The organism is Pedobacter gandavensis (assembly GCF_032678465.1).
Classification (GTDB): Bacteria; Bacteroidota; Bacteroidia; order Sphingobacteriales; family Sphingobacteriaceae; genus Pedobacter; species Pedobacter gandavensis_B.
The window spans coordinates 57,610-76,459 of sequence record NZ_JAVTSK010000003.1 but is presented as its reverse complement, the minus strand read 5'-3'; the positions used below and the strand labels follow the sequence as shown (position 1 = coordinate 76,459).

The 18,850-nt window shown below is 38.6% G+C and carries 20 protein-coding genes; 8 read left to right on the top strand and 12 right to left on the bottom strand.

The features are described from left to right. Positions 1-11: 11 nt before the first annotated feature. Entirely contained in the window at positions 12-689 is a 678-nt protein-coding gene (gene ung, locus R2Q94_RS06485; protein WP_316821049.1) for a uracil-DNA glycosylase, read from the top strand. A gap of 104 nt (positions 690-793) precedes the next feature. Here ung and R2Q94_RS06480 read toward each other — a convergent pair whose 3' ends face one another. Further along, entirely contained in the window at positions 794-1,264 is a 471-nt protein-coding gene (locus tag R2Q94_RS06480; RefSeq protein WP_048906633.1) for an Lrp/AsnC family transcriptional regulator, read from the bottom strand. 139 nt (positions 1,265-1,403) lie between these two features. Between R2Q94_RS06480 and R2Q94_RS06475 the strand changes: the two genes are divergently transcribed. From R2Q94_RS06475 to smpB, 3 genes are all read left to right on the top strand, one after another. Next, entirely contained in the window at positions 1,404-2,057 is a 654-nt protein-coding gene (locus tag R2Q94_RS06475; RefSeq protein ID WP_316820634.1) for a metal-dependent transcriptional regulator, read from the top strand. 1 nt (position 2,058) lies between these two features. Next, positions 2,059-3,921 (top strand): Nramp family divalent metal transporter, encoded by a 1,863-nt coding sequence (locus R2Q94_RS06470; protein ID WP_316820633.1) that lies wholly within the window; start codon positions 2,059-2,061, stop codon positions 3,919-3,921. Positions 3,922-4,017: 96 nt separating this feature from the next. Next, entirely contained in the window at positions 4,018-4,467 is a 450-nt protein-coding gene (gene smpB / locus R2Q94_RS06465) for an SsrA-binding protein SmpB (protein WP_316820632.1), read from the top strand. A gap of 16 nt (positions 4,468-4,483) precedes the next feature. On the opposite strand, the gene R2Q94_RS06460 is transcribed toward smpB, so the two are convergent. From R2Q94_RS06460 to R2Q94_RS06450, 3 genes are all read right to left on the bottom strand, one after another. After that, positions 4,484-5,140: a protein-L-isoaspartate(D-aspartate) O-methyltransferase gene (locus R2Q94_RS06460; protein WP_316820631.1), complete on the bottom strand. Its 657-nt coding sequence runs from the start codon at positions 5,138-5,140 to the stop codon at positions 4,484-4,486. Between the two features lie 85 nt (positions 5,141-5,225). Then, on the bottom strand, positions 5,226-7,703 hold the full coding sequence (priA, locus tag R2Q94_RS06455; protein ID WP_316820630.1) for a primosomal protein N': 2,478 nt from the start codon (positions 7,701-7,703) through the stop codon (positions 5,226-5,228). A 2-nt stretch (positions 7,704-7,705) separates the two neighbouring features. Then, the gene (locus R2Q94_RS06450; protein WP_316820629.1) at positions 7,706-8,095 is read right to left on the bottom strand and encodes a DUF423 domain-containing protein; all 390 of its coding nucleotides are present in this window, start codon (positions 8,093-8,095) and stop codon (positions 7,706-7,708) included. Positions 8,096-8,186: 91 nt separating this feature from the next. On the opposite strand from R2Q94_RS06450, the gene R2Q94_RS06445 reads away from it, so the two are divergent. Further along, complete coding sequence (locus tag R2Q94_RS06445) at positions 8,187-9,749, top strand: hypothetical protein (protein WP_316820628.1); 1,563 nt, start codon at positions 8,187-8,189, stop codon at positions 9,747-9,749. A 45-nt stretch (positions 9,750-9,794) separates the two neighbouring features. Beyond that, positions 9,795-11,204, top strand: a complete 1,410-nt coding sequence (locus R2Q94_RS06440) for a DUF5723 family protein (protein ID WP_316820627.1) — start codon at positions 9,795-9,797, stop codon at positions 11,202-11,204. A gap of 7 nt (positions 11,205-11,211) precedes the next feature. On the opposite strand, the gene tsaB is transcribed toward R2Q94_RS06440, so the two are convergent. From tsaB to R2Q94_RS06405, 7 genes are all read right to left on the bottom strand, one after another. Continuing rightward, positions 11,212-11,895 (bottom strand): tRNA (adenosine(37)-N6)-threonylcarbamoyltransferase complex dimerization subunit type 1 TsaB, encoded by a 684-nt coding sequence (tsaB, locus tag R2Q94_RS06435; protein ID WP_316820626.1) that lies wholly within the window; start codon positions 11,893-11,895, stop codon positions 11,212-11,214. A gap of 23 nt (positions 11,896-11,918) precedes the next feature. Then, positions 11,919-12,152, bottom strand: a complete 234-nt coding sequence (yidD, locus tag R2Q94_RS06430) for a membrane protein insertion efficiency factor YidD (RefSeq protein WP_316820625.1) — start codon at positions 12,150-12,152, stop codon at positions 11,919-11,921. Next, positions 12,136-12,531, bottom strand: coding sequence for a ribonuclease P protein component (locus tag R2Q94_RS06425; RefSeq protein WP_316820624.1), 396 nt, complete (start codon positions 12,529-12,531; stop codon positions 12,136-12,138). The genes yidD and R2Q94_RS06425 overlap by 17 nt, the downstream gene beginning before the upstream one ends. 63 nt (positions 12,532-12,594) lie before the next feature. Further along, positions 12,595-12,753, bottom strand: coding sequence for a 50S ribosomal protein L34 (gene rpmH / locus R2Q94_RS06420; RefSeq protein ID WP_073232865.1), 159 nt, complete (start codon positions 12,751-12,753; stop codon positions 12,595-12,597). Between the two features lie 109 nt (positions 12,754-12,862). Beyond that, positions 12,863-13,600: a LytR/AlgR family response regulator transcription factor gene (locus R2Q94_RS06415; RefSeq protein WP_316820623.1), complete on the bottom strand. Its 738-nt coding sequence runs from the start codon at positions 13,598-13,600 to the stop codon at positions 12,863-12,865. Continuing rightward, entirely contained in the window at positions 13,600-14,640 is a 1,041-nt protein-coding gene (locus tag R2Q94_RS06410) for a sensor histidine kinase (RefSeq protein WP_316820622.1), read from the bottom strand. The genes R2Q94_RS06415 and R2Q94_RS06410 overlap by 1 nt, the downstream gene beginning before the upstream one ends. A gap of 35 nt (positions 14,641-14,675) precedes the next feature. Then, positions 14,676-15,476, bottom strand: a complete 801-nt coding sequence (locus R2Q94_RS06405; RefSeq protein ID WP_316820621.1) for a LiaF transmembrane domain-containing protein — start codon at positions 15,474-15,476, stop codon at positions 14,676-14,678. Positions 15,477-15,656: 180 nt separating this feature from the next. Here R2Q94_RS06405 and R2Q94_RS06400 point away from each other — a divergent pair, with 180 nt between their 5' ends. Beyond that, entirely contained in the window at positions 15,657-16,526 is an 870-nt protein-coding gene (locus R2Q94_RS06400) for a ChaN family lipoprotein (RefSeq protein WP_316820620.1), read from the top strand. 90 nt (positions 16,527-16,616) lie between these two features. Here the strand turns inward: R2Q94_RS06400 and mscL are convergent, their stop codons facing one another. After that, positions 16,617-17,060: a large conductance mechanosensitive channel protein MscL gene (mscL, locus tag R2Q94_RS06395; RefSeq protein ID WP_316820619.1), complete on the bottom strand. Its 444-nt coding sequence runs from the start codon at positions 17,058-17,060 to the stop codon at positions 16,617-16,619. A gap of 318 nt (positions 17,061-17,378) precedes the next feature. On the opposite strand from mscL, the gene rpoN reads away from it, so the two are divergent. After that, on the top strand, positions 17,379-18,848 hold the full coding sequence (gene rpoN / locus R2Q94_RS06390; RefSeq protein ID WP_316820618.1) for an RNA polymerase factor sigma-54: 1,470 nt from the start codon (positions 17,379-17,381) through the stop codon (positions 18,846-18,848). Positions 18,849-18,850: the final 2 nt, after the last annotated feature.

Genomic DNA, 18,850 nt, shown 5'->3' with positions numbered 1-18,850 from the left:
TGGATGCAGATATGCCACTGAATTTAGATAAAAGCTGGCAAAATCATTTAGAGCCAGAATTCAATAAGGCTTACATGAAGGCTTTGAAAACATTTTTACTGCAAGAAAAAAGAGAAGGACATGAGGTCTTTCCCGAGCAGCATGATCTATTTAGTGCATTAAACCATACACCTTTTGATCAGGTAAAGGTGGTGATCCTGGGACAGGATCCTTATCATGGACCAGGGCAGGCCCATGGTTTATCGTTTTCTGTAAAAAAAGGAGTAACCGTTCCGCCTTCTTTAAAAAACATTTATAAAGAACTCAACACAGATATTGAAGGTTTTAAAACGCCTGACCATGGAAACCTTACCCAATGGGCAGATCAGGGTGTACTTTTACTCAATGCCACATTAACCGTTCGGGCAAGAACAGCGGGTTCGCATCAGAAAAAAGGGTGGGAATTGTTTACAGACAAAATCATCACCGAACTATCGGAAAAAAGAAAGGGATTGATTTTCATCCTTTGGGGTGCCTATGCTCAAAAGAAAATTGCATTGATTGATACCGCTAAACATACGGTGATTGGCGGTCCACACCCCTCGCCTTTGTCTGCTTACAAGGGCTTCTTTGGCAGTAAACCCTTTTCAAAAACCAATGCGCAATTGATAAAAGAAGGAAAAACTCCAATCAACTGGCAAATCAGCTAAAAAATATAAAAGGGGTTATTCAACCTACATTGAATAACCCCTTTTGATTTAAAAACAGGATTCTCCCTGTTTTTTCCTAATTCAATAGGGCTAAAGAATTCATTTTAATACTCCAAAGGAACAATCGGTTCTTTCTTTGTCGTAGACATGATCATCATCGTTTGAAAAGTTTTCACCACGGAGATCTTGCTGATCTTATCCATGATCAAACGCTCATAAGCTTTAATGTCATTTACATATACCTTTAACAGAAAGTCTGCCTGGCCGGTTACATGGTGACATTCCGTAATTTCTTTGATCTGGTTCACTTCATCAAGGAAAATCTGAATGGTATTGTTCTTATGAAAGTCTAATTGAACCTGGATAAAAGTTTTAATCCCTAAACCAAGTTTCTCCTCATCTACTAAGGCATGATAACTTTTGATGAAACCCGACATTTCCAGTTTACGTACCCTTTCTAAGGTTGGTGCCGGAGAAAGTCCGATTTCCTGGGATAAAAGAAGATTGGTAATCCTACCGTTCTCTTGTAGTAATTTTAGTATTTTAAAGTCTGTTTTATCTAGTTCTGCTGCCATCTGTGTTTAAAATATGACCAAAGGTAGGCTATCAACACCAAATTCACCAAATTTTATTCTAAAAATCGTACTAATAATTGCTGTTTATTTCTTTTTATTTTTTTAGATTTGTCTAAACATTTAGTTAGATACATAAAAAATGCAGTCATTCACTGAAGAGAACTACCTGAAAATCATCTATCATTTGTCGGAGAACAACGAGGAAGCGGTGCAAACCAATGCCATTGCAGAGAAGATGCAAACCAAAGCTGCTTCAGTAACAGACATGCTCAGAAAACTTTCAGAGAAGGAATTGATCCTTTATAAAAAGTATCAGGGTGCTCGTTTAACCCCTATCGGGAGGCAAACTGCCATCAATGTAATCCGGAAACACCGTCTCTGGGAGGTCTTTCTGGTGGAAAAACTAAATTTTAAATGGGATGAAGTACATGATATTGCTGAAGAACTGGAGCATATCAATTCTCCGGAGTTGGTAGAACGTCTGGATGAATTTCTTGCTTTCCCAAAGAATGACCCGCATGGTGATCCGATTCCCGACAAAAATGGAAAATTCGATTTCGTTCCTTTTGTAAAACTTACTAAACTTAAAAAAGAGGAAAGCGGACTAATTATGGGGGTGAGTGAACATTCCTCTGCTTTTCTGAAGCATCTGGAAAAATTAGGCCTTACCCTTGGAAAATCATTAGCCATTAGTACCATCAACGACTTTGATGGCTCAATAGAAATTATTGTAGAAAATAAAAGAATAAGTGTAACGAGAGAAATAGCCAAGCACATACTCATCAGGATTTAACATGAAGCATTCCGAATCTCTAAGCGAAGTAAATCAAAGTGTAGACACCAATAAGCGTAAAGGCTGGCGTCGAATTTTATCATTCATTGGACCAGCCTATTTAGTGAGTGTCGGTTATATGGATCCCGGTAACTGGGCCACAGATATTGCCGGGGGAAGTAAATTTGGCTATCAACTGATCTGGATCCTGTTAATGTCAAATCTGATTGCCTTATTGCTACAATCATTAAGTGCCAGACTAGGGATTGTCAGAGGGCTTGATCTGGCACAAGCCTCAAGGAATGCTTATCCTAAATGGATTAACATTCCTTTATTCGGTTTGGCACAAACAGCCATCATCGCCTGTGACCTCGCAGAGATCATTGGTATGGCCATCGGTTTACAACTGCTATTCGGACTTCCTTTAATCTGGGGAATCAGTGTCACCATTTTTGATACCGTCTTGTTGTTATTTTTACTCAATAAAGGCATGCGAAAAATGGAGGCATTTATCGTTTCCATGGTGTTTATCGTAGGACTCTCCTTCCTTGTGGAAATGTTTATTGTGGAACCCAACATCAAAGAAATCGTAAAAGGATTCGAACCCTCGATGTTGTCTGGAGAAGCTTTATACATTGCCATCGGGATTATTGGGGCTACCGTAATGCCTCATAATTTATACCTTCATTCTTCACTGGTACAAACCAGAAAATTTGATCGGGATGAGAAAGGGATTAAAGAAGCCATAAAATTCAATTTTATTGACACAGCAGTTGCACTTAATCTGGCATTTTTTGTCAACGCCGCGATTCTGATTCTCGCTGCTGCTGCCTTTTATAAAAACGGTTTGCATGAAGTCGCAGAGATACAAGATGCCCATAGACTCCTGCAAAATATCTTCGGAGATGTAGCTCCTGCACTATTTGCCATTGCCTTAATTGCTGCCGGACAAAGCTCAACCGTAACAGGAACACTTGCTGGTCAGATTGTAATGGAGGGTCACTTAAAGCTCAGAATCCAGCCCTGGTTACGTCGCCTGATTACCCGTTTATTAGCAATTATCCCTGCCTTCTTTACCATATTGATTCTTGGAGACAGCGCCCTGGGCGGCCTGCTCATCCTTAGTCAGGTGGTATTGAGCTTACAACTCGGCTTTGCTGTAATCCCCTTGATCCACTTCACTTCGGATAAAAAAACGATGAAAGGCTTTGCCATAAAACCATGGGTAAAAGCACTCGCATGGATCAGCTCCATAGTGATTGTTGCCCTGAATGTAAAACTTGTTATCGAGGAAATCAGTGGCTGGACCAGTGATAACCATAGTTGGTACCTCTATGTACTGGTCATCCCTGCCGCCATTTTGATTGGCTTATTACTATTGTACGTTTTCATTTACCCATTGTTGAGAAAAGCTAAAGAAGGCCAACACAATGCACCTCATGGGAATGCACTGGACATCGAGGAGGTTGAAAAAATCAAATATGCACGTATTGGTATCACGGTCGACTTTTCTAAGAACGACAGAAATACCATTCGCCACGCGCTGACGCAGGGAGGTAAACACGCACATTATTACCTGATCCATGTCGTAGAAACAGCTGTTGCCAGATATCATGGAGATTCCGCTTTAGATGCAGAAACCTTAAGCGATGCAGAAAATCTGGAAAAGTACCGTAGTAATCTAAACGATCTGGGTTATAAATCTACTCCTCATATTGGCTATGGAGGAACTGTGAATGCAATTGTAGAAATCAGCAAACAAAATGACCTGGAGTTATTAGTAATGGGCGCCCATGGTCATCAGGGTTTAAAAGACCTTATCCTGGGAACTACTGTCAATTCTGTACGCCATAAAGTAACTATTCCGGTATTAATTGTCCGATAAAATTCAGAAATCGCTATTTCTTTCGGATATTAGCGGTATTCTTATAAAATCTGGCATGGAATAGATCTGTGCCGGCCTTTGTGAAAATTGAGACCAATGAAGAACGATATTCAAATTAAAAATAAAAGAGCTTACTTCGATTACCATATTATTGAGGAATTTAATGCCGGATTAGCCTTATTAGGTACGGAGATTAAAGCCATCAGACAGGGTAAAGCAAATATGTCCGATGCCTTTTGTATGTTCATCGGTGATGTTCTTTATGTTAGGAACCTACATATCTCTGAGTATAGCCATAGCTCGTTCCACCATCATGACATTAAGCGCGACAGGGTTTTGTTGCTTCATAAAAAAGAGCTTAAGAAATTAAAATTCAGAAGTGAGGAAAAAGGCTATACCATTGTTCCTTTAAGGATTTTCACGAACGACAGGGGCTATGCAAAGATTCAGATTGCTTTGGCGCAGGGTAAGAAAGAATTTGACAAAAGAGACAGCATTAAAGACAGAGAATCCAAAAGAGAGATGGATCGTGCAATGAAAGAATAATGCCTGGAGGTTTAACTTACCAGGCCTGATCTCCTACTAAAGGTACAAAACGGAAGGTATCCAGCTCAATTCTATCGTAATCGGTTTCACTTACCCTAATTACAGTCAGCATTTTCTGGATATTTTCATCACCTACCGGGATGACCAGAATCCCCCCGATTTTCAATTGCTTAAGCAATGTTTCAGGAACCCATGGTGCACCTGCAGTAACGATAATCTTATCATAGGGTGCTTCCTCAGCTATGCCTTTTGAGCCATCACCAAAGAAAAAATGTGCATTATACCCCATTCCAGGCAATACCCGAATGGTATGACGGTAAATGCTTTCCTGGCGCTCAATTGTGTATACATTGGCACCCAGTTCCATTAAAATACAGGTTTGATAACCAGAGCCAGTTCCAATTTCTAGGACCTTATCCCCCTTCTTAATGTGGAGCAGTTCACTTTGATAAGCTACCGTATAGGGTTGTGAAATTGTTTGACCATCGCCAATCGGAAAGGCAATATCTTTATAAGCCTGATTCCAAAAAGTTTCATCAAAGAAAAAATGACGTGGCACCTTCCCTATGGCTTCCAGCACCTTTTTATCAGTGATGCCTCTGCTTTCAAGATGTGTAACCAATTTCTTTCTCGCTCCCCGTTCCCTATAATTATCTACAAACTTATATGCCATTACTCAAAAATAGCTTTTTGAAAACTAATGCGCCTACATAATTGAGGCCTAAATGCTAATTATCACAGTATCAATCCTAATAAAACTAATAAGGGTCTACATCTACCTGCACAATTGCTCCTCTATACTCCTTTTCTGCCTGAAATTGCAAAATAACGTCCTTCAATATAGATTTTACTTTGGTAATTGCGGTATTCTTATCGCTTTTAATGATGATCTGTTTGATGTAAAAATTCCTGATCCGGCCTACCATTGGCTGCTCTGGTCCGAGCACCCGGCTTCCTAAATGTCCTTTCAATACATTTGCAAATTTTTGGGCGGCAACGTTCAGGAGGTTCATGTCTTTATGCTTGATATTGACAAAAATTACCCTGGTAAATGGCGGATACTGAAACTCCCTTCTTTCGCGAATTTCATCCGTATACATTTCCTGGTATTTATTATCAATTACCTGGGTAATGATCCTATGTTTATCATCATAAGCCTGAATAATTACCTTTCCCTGCTTGTCCCTTCTGCCGGCCCTGCCGGCTACCTGGGCCAATAACTGATAACTTCTTTCAAAAGCCCTGAAATCCGGGTAATTCAACAAAGTATCGGCATTAATCACCCCAATCAGTGTCACATTATCAAAATCTAATCCTTTGGCTACCATCTGAGTACCAATAAGAATATCGGTTTTCTTTTCCTGGAAATCAGCGATGATTTGTTGCAGTCCGTTTTTCGTTCTGGTACTGTCTACATCCAACCTTGCAATTTTTGCTTCCGGGAAAATCAGGCTTAGTTCTTCTTCTACCCGCTCCGTTCCAAATCCTTTTTGTTCAATATGTACAGAACCACAGGCCGGGCAAATATTGATACTATTCTGATGGTATCCGCAGTAATGACAATGTAATTTACCACTCGTTTTATGATAAGTTAAACTTACATCACAACTCACACATTTTGGCGCATAGCCACAAGTTGCACAAATCAGGATGGTCGCATAACCTCTTCTATTTTGAAACAGGATCACCTGCTCTTTTAATTTCAGCGTTTCTTCAATCTCCTCTACTAACTGGCTGGAAAAATAGGAAATCATCTTTTTCTTTTTTGTCTCTTCAGCGATACTAATCACTTCCTGAACAGGTAAAGATACCCCTCCAAATCGCTCAGACATGGTGACCAGACCATATTTCTGATGCAAGGCATTGAAATAACTCTCAATGGATGGTGTTGCCGAACCTAATACTACTTTTGCTTTATGCAACCAGGCCAGATAAACAGCCGAATCCCTTGCCTGGTAACGGGGGGCAGGTTCCTGCTGTTTATAAGAAGACTCATGTTCTTCGTCAATTACAATCAGCTTTAAGTTCTGAAAAGGTAGAAACACAGCAGATCTGGCGCCTAAAACGATCCGGTACTTACCGTTAAGGACTTTATTCCAGATTTCTACGCGCTCATTGTTATTAAATTTAGAGTGATATACCCCAATCGCATCTCCGAAATAACGTTGGATACGTTCTACGATCTGGGTAGTCAGGGCAATTTCAGGCAAAAGAAACAGTACTTGTCCGCCGTTCTCAATGGCTTTCTCAATCAATCTGATGTACACTTGAGTTTTACCAGAAGCCGTAACCCCATGCAATAACACCACATCTTTCTTCTCAAATTCAGTCTCAATTTGTGTCAAAGCCAGCTGCTGATTTTCGCTCAGCTCAAAGTTCAGTACGAAATCCTCATCCTGATCCTTAAGACGGCTCACCGGCCTTTTCTCAATTACAAAAACTTCTTTGTCCATTAACGTTTTTAACGCCGCAGGTCCACAATCGCTTTCTTCCATCAGTTGTGCCTTCGGAATCGTACTTTGTTGCCTGGACAACTTTAAAAAAGTCAACAGTGCATTCATTTGCTTGGGAGCTCTTTCCAGAACAGAGAACAATTGTTTCAAATTCTCTTCTTCATGATAAAATGGATGTAGGGCAACAAAGGATTTCATCAAAGGTTTGTACTTTTCGATCACCTCTTCAGCAATATAAACCATCTCTTTATCTAAAAGGGTATTGATGATGGGATACACAGTTTTTTGCCCTAACAAGGCAGATACCTGATCGATGGTCAGACGCCCATGAACTTTTAAAGCGTTGAGCAAAGTTTCCTGTTTTATGTTGAGTACTTCTCCATCCTGAGGAAATTCTTCCTTCAGCACGATGATCGTTTCACTGGCAAGTTTCAGTCCTGCCGGCAAAGCAGCCGCCATCACGTCTCCCTCGTTACAAAGGTAATAGCTGGTCATCCAGTCCCAGAACTCCAATTGCGAAGCGGTAATCACCGGATGTTCATCAACCACATCAATGATGTATTTCGCCTGATAAATTTCCGGTGCCTGCTGACTGATGCTCTTGATCAATGCGGTATAAATCTTACTTTTACCGAATTGGACCACCACGCGTTTTCCGATCGCGATCTGGTCGTTTAATTCAAAAGGTACCCTATAAATATAATTTTTCGCCAGAGAAAGTGGCAGGATGACCTCGATAAACAGGGTTTCCCTTTCTGTGAATTCCAGTTGACCAGAACTCATCCTTATTTATTATTTGAAGCGGCAAAGAACAGGCTTCCCCAACCAAGAATAAACATCAATCCACCAATTGGCGTAATTGGGCCTAAAATAGCGCCAAAACCAATATGAGTAATCTCTCTGGTTGCCAATAGATATAATGATCCTGAGAAAAGGATGATCCCCAAACTGAAGAAAATATACGCCAGTTTAAGCAATTTTGGCTGTTTCATATTCAATTGAGACAGAAACAATAAAGCGAAAGTATGATAAAACTGATATTCCACTCCTTTGCTCCAGACTTCCAATGCTTCCGGACTGACCTGGCTTTTTAAACCATGGGCACCAAAGGCACCTAGAATGACTGCTGTTAGTCCAAATAGAGAGGCGGTTAAAATAATAGGTCTGTTGCTCATAAAATCGGCTTTTTAATCCTTCAAAATTAAGAAACTTGGTTGCATTTTCTTAGTAATCCCAACTTATTAAATTAAATTTGTAAGGACAGCAATGAAAAAGATCCTACTTAGCATTATCACACTCCTAACGGCCATTGTGACCATGGCCTATTTTTATTTTTCTAAATTAAATAAGGCTCATGCGGAGTCCGACCTCAGTTTGCACGCGATAGTGAATGCTTCTGGTTTCATTTTTTCTTTTGAACAGGACAAAAGTGTATTGGATCTCCTAAAAGGACAGGAGAATTTTGAAGAAATCATGGGTGCAGAAAAATTCAAAGCCCTGCAGTCATTAAAAAACATCGTTCGCTCTTCCCCTGCTTTAAATGCACTGACCCAAAAGCAATTAATTTACCTGGGAATACTTCCTGGAAAAGGAAAAGAGCTCAATTTTGTGATCAGTACGCAAAGCGATCAGGAAAACAGCAAGGTTCAATTGTTTCAGGCCTTAAAAACTGCAGCTATAAAACTGGATAGTGCAGGAGATCAAACCAAATTAACCCTGGCAGACAGTAGTATATTCTATCTTGCACTCAAAGATCATTTGATTCTGTTGTCAAATAGCCCGGAACCGATCAAAATGATCCTATCAAAACCATTAAATAAAAATGAGGAGTCTTTTGCAACATATATAAAATCAGGGAGTAAATTAACGAAAAACAGCCTCGCGCAACTGTACATTAATTTCAATCGAATCCCGGAATTACTAAAGCCTTTGCTCCCAGGCAAATTAAATGGCGAACTTACCATTCTCAATCAACAGGATGCTTTTGCATTGTTAACCTATAATTTCAGTAAAGAAAAAGTACTTTTTACCGGAACTACACAAGTTAATGACCCAAACAGTTATTACCAGTTATTTGCTGAGGAAAATCCTCAAAAAATGAGTATTCAGAATATTTTGCCAGAACGTACTGCCAACTTCAGTATTTATGCCCTTGATCAGTATCAACTCTGGAGTAAAAAATTAGATCAGTGGTTTACACAGCATAAAGCGGCTCAGAAACGCCTGAAACTCACAGAAACCATCAACCAGAAATATCATTTAAATCTGGAACTGCTTTTCCCTAAGTATTTTCAAAATCAAATGATAACTTTTCAATTGAATACAGGTGAAAGCCTTGGAGCCATTAACCTGAGCAATGGTGATAAACTAGATCAGTTACTCCTTGATTTAAGTGAAAATTATTCTGAGGATTTAAAACTGTTTAAAGAACCTGAGTTGTTGTACACTTATTTTGGACTACCTTTTCAATCTTTCAAAAAACCATACTATCTGATTCTAGACAATTACCTGGTTTTCGCGAATCATGCGGCCACGTTACAATCTTTTCTTGATGATTACAGGGCTAATAAACTACTGATCAACACCTCCAGGTTCATTTATGTCAGCAACCAACTGCCCAACAGTTGCAATCTTAATTTTTACATAGACCATCAGAATTCCAGGAACCTTTTGGCAAAAAACATGAATACGCCCTTCTCTAAACAATTTAATGATACAAAAGCACTGAAGAATTATGAATCCTTAGTATATCAAATGAGTGGTGATCATGGGAAATTTCAAACCAATCTATTGATCAATAAACACAAAGACATTGAAAAAGATTTCTAATATTCTCATTATAAATCCTCAAGTTTGTTAAGCAAATAACAAACTATGTTAAAAAAAGCGCTACTCATTTTTATACTAATTCTATTCAGTCATCTATCAAAAGCCCAGCAGTATGGTCTTTTCAATACTAAAACACTGTTTGATGGTTTTGAAAATCCGGCACAAAAGGTATTTACTCTGGATTCATCCAGACAATACGCTTCAAATTTCATTTTGCCTTATCTGGGGGTAAATGCTGCTACTAAAGGTAATTCAGAATTTGTCCGTAAATTGATCAACGAACAGATTTACAATTCAAAGGACATCCCACTGGGAACCAAAAAATTCAACACCCTGTACCAACATACCAATGCCTATCTGTTAACCCTCAAAATATTTAATTCCTACAAATACCAGAAAGAGCTGGGATTTTCCTGGCAACTGAGGACAGATGCCCAGGCGAGATATAGTAATGAAACATTGATACTTGTAGATAACTATGCCAGATTAGAAAATGAAATGCCTAAAAGTGGTGCATTTAACAACAAAGCTGCTATGCAAAGCTACCACCAATTCAGCGTGACTTATCGGGAAAACTACAGCAAGAGACTTGCCTTTGGGGCAAAATTAAGTTTGTTGAGTGGAACAAGCTACAACCGGTTAAACATCACGGATTCCGAGCTAGACATCAATCAAAATACAGGCCATTTAAGCGCTAAATTTAAAGGGAGCTATCGTGGTACATTTACAGATGTTGATCAACTCAGCACGAACACCTTTATGCCTACCTTCAGGAATCCCGGTGCATCGATCAGTTTGGGTACTTCCTATCAAAGTAAGAGTGGTTATTTCCTAATGGCCAACCTAAAGGATCTTGGCTTCATCCGATGGAATAATCAATCTTACTATAAAAACGTCAATGAAATCATTGATATCGAAGGTTCATTGGATAGTAAGAATCAATTTCAGAAGCGCCTCACAGACGCCATCTCCAAAGACCCGGAAAGAGGCGGCTTTTATTCCCCTACAAATGCAAAAATCGATGCGATGCTGTCAAAAAGTTTTGGCTTATGGACACCAGCTATTATTCTATCTAAAAATCTGTTTTTTGAGGGTGGAGATGCAGCACTGGTGAATAAATTCAGGTATGAAAATTTTTCGGTAACCGCCACCCCTACTTACAATTTCCAGCATCTGTTTTATCTGGGACTTCAAACCATGTATCAAACTCCAAATTTTGAAGTATTTTTAGGCTCAGACGATTTATTAAAAACCAGCACTCAGGTACAGGGAATCCTCAAGAAAGATGCAACAATAGGAAGTGGTTATAACGGATCTTCGATATACCTGGGAATAGGAATAAAATTCGGGAACTTTGTAGAACATCCACAAAACAGTAGCACCATGCCTGGAATAGGAGAAGAACAACCAGGATTATTCAAACGAATTTTTGGCATTTTTTCCAAGAAGAAATAAATGAATACTATTTTTTCTTTGGTGTAGTCAACACAAAATCCTTTAAATAAAATGGTTCAAAATAGGCCAGATTCTCAAACCTTCCTTGTGTATAGGCAGCCATAGCCAATTCACTCATGTTGCTGGCAGAGTTAAAATTATCTGTTGAAAAATGCGCATTTTCATGTTTTAATGTTTCTGCGCATTTTGCGGCACCGTCACCAATAAAAGTAACCTTTTCAGTCTTCAATAAGCTCTCAAAGCTTTGTTCGTCAATAATTTTCGCTTCTACAGGGGATACGTAATCCAGTTGCGCATCAAAAACTGCAGTAAACACTTCCATTCTTCTGGCATCAATCATCGCGCAAACCAATCCCTGAAGAGCTGGTTCAGCTTTATGGAAACCCGCTGCCATCATCTGCAAGGTATCAATTGCAATTAAAGGTTTATCCAATGCGTAGCAAAGGCCTTTAGCCGTAGATACACCAATTCTCAATCCAGTATAAGAACCTGGTCCTTTACTTACCGCAATCGCGTCCAGGTCTGAAAACTTTAGGCCAGCACTGTTCATGGCAGATTGAATAAATAAAGTAAGGCTACCCGCATGAATATTACTTGCCATTTCTTCTTTCAGTGCAATGGTTTTTCCATCCTGAGAGATTGCGGCAGAACAAACTTGTGTAGCGGTTTCAATTTGAAGTATGGTGATCATCAGATAAAAATAAATATTCAGGATTAAGGAACAGGGTCATGGCCATGCGCACCCCAGGGGTGACAACGTCCAATTCGCTTCAAAGTTAACCATCCTCCTTTAAAAGGCCCATGTTTTTTTATCGCTTCTATTCCATATTGGGAACAAGTAGGTGTGAAACGGCAATTGGCACCAAGCAATGGTGATATAAACCATTGATACAGTTTAATCAGTCCTAAAAAGAACCAACCAATCAGCAGTTTAATTCCCCTGGTCATTTTTGATGTTGCTGACTAATCGCTTCAAAGTAGCTTCCATTTTCTTCTCCAAAAAAGAGAACTCATAGATTTTCTTACCCACATATTGAATAGAAAAAATCAAAAGCTGTTCTGATCCCTCCAAAGCTGGATAAAGTTCCTTTTGCTTTTGTAAACGATATACCTCACGAATCCTCCTCTTGATCAGGTTCCTGTCGACTGCTTTTTTGAAGCGTTTTTTGGGCGCGTTGATCACTACCTGAGCAGGATAACTATTTTGAACATCTACAAAATGATAGGAAATACGGAATGGATATAATAAAAAAGAAGAACCGTCTTTAAATAGCAGATCTAAAAGTTTTCTACTACATAACCGTTCTTCTTTATTAAATGTGTTCATGTTTTTGATCGCAAATTTGCAGATATTGTGATCTGCTAACACTTATTGTGCTGCAATCAAAAATTATGCTTTGTGACGACGTTCGTCAGAAACTGATAGCTTACTTCTTCCTTTTGCACGACGAGAAGCTAATACTCTTCTACCGTTTGCTGTAGCCATTCTTTCGCGGAAGCCGTGTTTGTTTCTTCTCTTTCTTTGCGAAGGTTGGAATGTTCTTTTCATAACTGTATTATATCTTAGACTATTTTTTTAAATAAGAGGTGCAAATATAGCTTGATTTTATTTCAATTGCAAATAGAATTAAAGGTAGTTTTCATTTTTCCTTAAAATCTTACAAGCCAAGCGCTGCTTTAAGCTTAATATACCCCGTTTTACTTACCGGAAGCCATATATCAGATTTTAAAAGAACAATATAACTGTCCTTTTCTTTCAGTTCTATTTTTGTCACCTGGGCCAAATTTATGATATATGATCGATGAATACGAATAAATTGTGAAGATTCTAAAGTTTGTTCAAAAAAGCTCATCGTCTTATTCTTATGAAAAGCGCCTTCAGAGGTACTCAGTTTCACATAATCGTCATCTGCTTCCAGGTAATGAATATCTGCAACGGCAATAATCTTGATAATGCCATTCTTCTTCACCACTACCCTATTCTGTTGTGCTGGATTTAATGCGGCTGAATCCAGCAAATCCCTACTGAGCTGTTCAGTCTGATTTAATCGGACAGGTAACTTCTGTATTGCCTGGTCAAACCTGCTTTTCTCTATAGGTTTCAATAAGTAATCCAGGGCATTTACTTCAAAAGCTTTGATGGCAAATTCATCAAAGGCAGTTGTAAAGATCACAGCAGGTTGTTGTTCCACCAATTCCAGCATTTCAAAACCGTTGATTTTCGGCATTTGAATATCTAGAAAAATAAAATCCGGCTGATGCTGTGTAATGGCTTTAATACCTTCAAAACCATCACTACATTCCGCAACTACCTCAATCTCCGGAAAGCTGCTCAGATAATGTTTCACGACATCCCTGGCCAGGGACTCATCATCTATTAAAATGGTTCTCATCATTATTTCTGAGGTATTTTTAGCGTTGTTATATAAATATTATCTTCTGTTGCCATGGTTCTCAGCAATTGTTCATCAGCAAACAGCAGGTATAACCTGCGTTTGATGGCCGATAATCCAAATCCCGTACCACCTGTCACCTTCATTTCCGGATCAAAAGGATTTTTCACAGTAATCACCAATCTATTATTTTCTACAACCACAGCAATCGCAATCGTAATTGCAGCTGAAGTATTGTACAATCCAAATTTAATGGCATTCTCTACAATCGGCTGAAGCAGTGTACCTGGCAGGCATAAATCTAAGCTTTCTTCTGCAACTTTCACATCAATATTTAACCGATGACTAAAGCGCACCTTTTCAATATCAAGGTAAAGCTGGATGTATTCCATCTCTTCCGCCACTTTCACCCAAATTTCATCATCACGTTTCAGGTTTCCTCTTAGAAAAGCGGCTAATTTCATAATCATGTTTCCTGCCTCAGTAGGATTCATGATGGTGAGTGCATACACAGAATTGAGGCTATTAAAAAGGAAATGGGGTTGCAACTGATGACGCAATTTATTTAATTCTGCTTCCTTACTCAAATTCTGAGCAGTCAGCAGACGTTCCTGGGTAGCGGACTGCTCTTCCAGGCGATACCATAAAATGTTAGCCAATGCACACCAGGCCAGAAAAATAAATACGATGATGAACCTTAAAATCAATGAAAGTTGTAAAAAATTCTGGTACGTAAGCTCATTACTAAACAAATAAGAGAGTGAAACATTACTGACAAAAGTGATCAAGCCAGCCAGCATCAGTGTGATCACCAGTATAAACAGGATGGTTTCATTTTTGGGTTGGTAAAAACCCAGCATATTGCTTAGAATCATGCAACATAAAGCCAATAAACCGTTGGTAACGAGACTGTCGGCAATTGAGATATACCAGTTAAAATTTAACGTATAATAGAATAGCAGGACAAATACAGAAGCCCAGGCCAAAAAAATGGCCAGGGCATATCGTTGTATGTTCTTATTTGCTAATGGTCTGTTGGTCAAAATACAAAGGGTTAAAAATGGTAATAGCTTTAATTTTAAAAATTGCGAATCTCCACGCCACCAAACAAAGCCAGACCGGTAATCTTTATGATCTTATTTCCGCCATCGGAAAGCACCACAGGACCTCTTTTGTCTTCTATCCCACCAAAAACTGCAGTTACTTCTGATTTTACAATCCAACTGGAAGGAATAATGATTTTGACACCGCCAAAAACAGCCACCACTTCCAGTACAATTGCACCTTCAAAATCTGCTTGTGTTAAATTCACATTACATCCTCCAAAAACAGCAACCAGGTCGCCTCCTTTGAAATTTTTAGAATACACATGCTGATCTGTACCACCAAATACACATACTGCATCTATGATGTCATTTTCATCCACCCAGTTCCCCATTTTAGGATCCACCGGATTTCCGTCAGCTCCTTCATATCCTGATATAGGTTCTTCTGTAGCTGCGAATGTAGTTTCTGAAAAGTTGGCTTGTTTCTTTTTCCATTTCTCTCCTTTAATACGACTGGATTTTGGTTTAAAGATCAAGAATAATCCCATGACGATTAATGCCGCTGCAAAATAATACCTGGTGATATCTTCATCTAAAATATCTCTCAAAGTGAAATATCCGCCAATCAATACCAACACCAACCAACCCTTCCCCTCAAAGTTCCTTTTGTAGCCCACAAACAAACCAATAATGACAAGTATGGTATGCCAGCTAAACAACCAACCTGGAAAATCCAAGCCTATATTTTTCAATAGAAAGACCGTTCCAAATGCTAAAAGGAACAGGCCCGCCCAGGTGCTACTATTTTTTTTATCGTCATTCCACTTTTCCATGCTGATCTGTTTATTCGTTTAATCCATGTGTTTTCTACTCAAATGTAACAGATCAATCAGCATTTAAAAACAACTATTACCCCGAATGATGACAATAGTCGGTAAAGCCCCATTTTTTATCGGTAAAAATTATTCGTTAATTTGGAATAATTCTAATTAACACCAAAACCAGGAATGTCCATGAAAAAACTACTCGTTGCACTGATTTGCTTTATGCCCCTATTGTCAATTGCACAAACACCAACAGCACATTATAAAGTATATGATGTGAAAAAGCAAGAGCTCATCACACTGGATGAATTATTAAATGATATAAAGCAAGTAGATGTGCTTTTTTTTGGGGAAGAACACAATGATTCCATTGGTCATTTACTGGAATTTGAACTCTATAAAAGACTAAGCAGTAGCTACCCAAAAACTGCTTTAAGCTTAGAAATGTTCCATACCGATATCCAACCAGTAATGGATGAATACTTGTCAGGATTGATTTCGGAAAAAAACTTTGTGAAAGAAGCCAGAGTCTGGAATAACTATGAAGACTATAAACCAATGATCGAATATGCAAAGGACCACCATCTCCCGGTTATCGCTGCCAATGCGGCCACACGCTACAGCAATGCAGTGAGCAAAGCTGGCTTATCGGTTTTAAGTCAGTTTCCAGCAGGGTCACGTTCATTTCTTCCTCCTTTGCCAGTGGACACCGCAACTGGAAAATATTACGATAAGTTTATAGAAATGCTTGGTGGACATGGAATGGGTGGTATGAAAATATACCAGACACAGAACCTTTGGGACGCCAGCATGTCCTGGTCTATTGCCAGATACTTAAAAAACAATAAAGGCTCAAAAGTTTTTCATTTGAATGGACGTTTTCACAGCGATGAACAACTAGGTACCTTAGCAAAATTAAAAACCTTAGTGCCTAAATTGAAAATAGCAAACATCTCTTGTTTCTCCCCGGAAGATTTTACAAATCCCACTTGGAGCAAGTATACCAAACTTGGCGATTACATCATCCTGACGGATCCCAACATTAAAAGGACATTTTAAGCCCATTCAGACCTGTTCATAAAAAAGCCCTTTAATTAACCAGATACATAACGATTTGGTTGATTAAAGGGCTAACCGATTATAAATACTTTACTTATTTTTCAGTAAATCGCGAATCTCAGTAAGTAATACCTGATCTTGTGTTGGTGCTGGAGCTGGAGGTGGTACCTCTTCCTGTTTTCTTTTCATTTTATTGATGGCTTTTACCATTAAGAAAATGATCATTGCCAGAATCAGGAAATTGATCACCTCAGTTGCAAAGTTACCCCAGGCGAATACAGGTCCAATTTTCCTGGCATCTTCTAATGAAGCAGTAGGATTTGTGGCTACAAACTCTCTCACCTTAGCACTCAGTGGAACATAGAAATTGACAAATCCTTTATCGCCAATCAGCAAACTGATCGGAGGCATAATTAAGTCGTTGACCAATGAGGTGACAATCTTGCCGAAGGCTCCTCCAATAATTACACCGACAGCCAGGTCAATCACGTTACCTTTGACTGCAAATTCCTTAAATTCTTTTACGAAACTCATAAGTAGTATTAGTTTTAGATGTTAAACGTCCTAATAAAAGTAGCTAATTATTTTTTAAACCGGTACCAATTCCTGTTATTGATCGATATTTCTCTAATTTACCTGGACAAAACTAGCTACCTAACAGTAAGCTAATGTGGATTGTTTGCAAGAATACTAACCCTATAAGTAGTAAGGGTTGAAAATATTCTAAAAACAATGGATTTCTAAAACGCTTTACTTCTGTTAAAAACACAATAATACTTTGTCGAGATAGTTTATATATAAACCAAATTCGTATTTTTGGATCGGGTACACATAATACCGCTTTGATAAAACATGCTTAAACAACATCTACAACAAAAACTACTTCAAAAGCTCTCCCCTCAGCAAATCCAATTTATTAAATTGCTGCAAGTACCTACTGTTGCATTAGATACCCGAATTAAAGAAGAATTAGAGGAAAATCCAGCACTCGAAGATCCCAGCTTAATGATTGCTGAGGAGCCAAAAAGTGAATATGATGATCTAAATGACACACCGGATGATTTTGATGCCAGCGCTAAGGAAGAAAACACGGATGAGTTTAATGTAGATGATTATTTACAGGACGATAATGTAAACGATTATAGCACCTCTTATAACAATGAGGATGATGAAGAAAAGAAAGAAACTCCAATTGCAATTGAGAGTACTTTTTTTGAAAGTTTACAGGAGCAATTAGATCTGGTTCCATTATCGAATCAGGATTTTATCATTGGAAAACAAATTATTGGAAGTTTAGATGATGATGGATACTTGCGCAGACCAATTACATCCATGATCGATGACCTTGCTTTCTCACAAAATGCCATGGTAGAAGAAGAGGATGTTTTGGAGATGTTAAAAGTAATTCAAAGTTTTGATCCTCCGGGAATTGCTGCCAGAGATTTACAGGAATGCCTTACTTTACAATTAAAACGTAAAGATCCCTCAAATCCAATCATTCAAAAAGCAATCATTATTGTAGAAAACTATCTGGATGAATTTACCAGAAAGCACTATGATAAATTAGAAAAGGCTTTGGGACTGAGTAGTGAAGATCTAAAAGAAATCATTGCTGAAATCCTGCGTTTGAATCCTAAACCAGGGGACTCAAATCAAGTAACTACCAAGCAGTTACAAGTTATTCCCGATTTCCATGTGACCAATAATGACGGCACTTTAATTCTGACGCTAAATTCAAAAAATGCCCCTGAACTAAGGGTAAGTCGTTCTTATATTGACATGTTTGATCATTATGACAAAGCATCGCAAAAAGATAAAAAATTAAAGGAAGCGGTTCAGTTTGTAAAACAGAAGCTTGATTCTGCAAAATGGTTTATTGATGCCATCAAGCAGAGACAGCAGACCTTGCTAAAAACGATGAACGCCATCATGCAGTATCAGTATGAATATCTGTTGACCGGTGATGAACGTAAAATGCGCCCAATGATCTTAAAAGACATAGCGGACAAAATTGACATGGATATTTCTACGGTTTCCAGGGTTGCCAATTCAAAATATGTACAAACAGAATTCGGAACTTTCCTATTGAAATCTTTCTTCTCTGAAGCCATACAAACAGAGAGCGGTGAAGAAGTATCGAACAAAGAAGTAAAAAAGATCCTGGAAGACTGCATCTCAAATGAGGATAAACGCAAACCTTTGGCAGATGAGAAGCTAACAGAAATCCTGAAAGAACAAGGATATAATATTGCCAGAAGAACGGTTGCGAAATACAGGGAACAAATGAATATCCCGGTGGCACGTTTAAGAAAAGAGCTTTAATA